Raw genomic sequence first — 371 nt, forward strand, 5'->3', positions numbered from 1 at the left:
GCACCGGGCTGGCCAAGAGCTGGAAGGGCGCATTCAACATGACCCACGGCGCGACCCTGGGCGGTCACGCGGTCCAGCACGCCATCGCGCGCGCCAAGATCGAGGCGGGTGAAGTGGAAGACGTGCTGATGGGCTGTGCCAACCCGGAAGGCGCCACCGGTGCCAACATCGCGCGCCAGATCGCCCTGCGCGCCGGCTGCCCGGTGACCGTGCCCGGCGCCACCGTGAACCGCTTCTGCTCGTCCGGCCTGCAAACCATCGCCATGGCCGCACAGCGCGTGATTGCCGATGAAGGCGACATCTTCGTGGCCGGCGGCGTGGAGTCCATCTCGTGCGTACAGCAGGAGATGAACCGCCACATGATCCAGGAA

At 67.9% G+C, this 371-nt stretch carries 1 pseudogene; it reads left to right on the forward strand.

The window, feature by feature from the left end:
• Window positions 1-371: pseudogene (locus AB4Z42_RS28495) on the forward strand (acetyl-CoA C-acyltransferase); the annotation flags it as partial.

The organism is Mycobacterium sp. 2YAF39, assembly GCF_052114565.1.
Lineage (GTDB): Bacteria > Actinomycetota > Actinomycetes > Mycobacteriales > Mycobacteriaceae > Mycobacterium.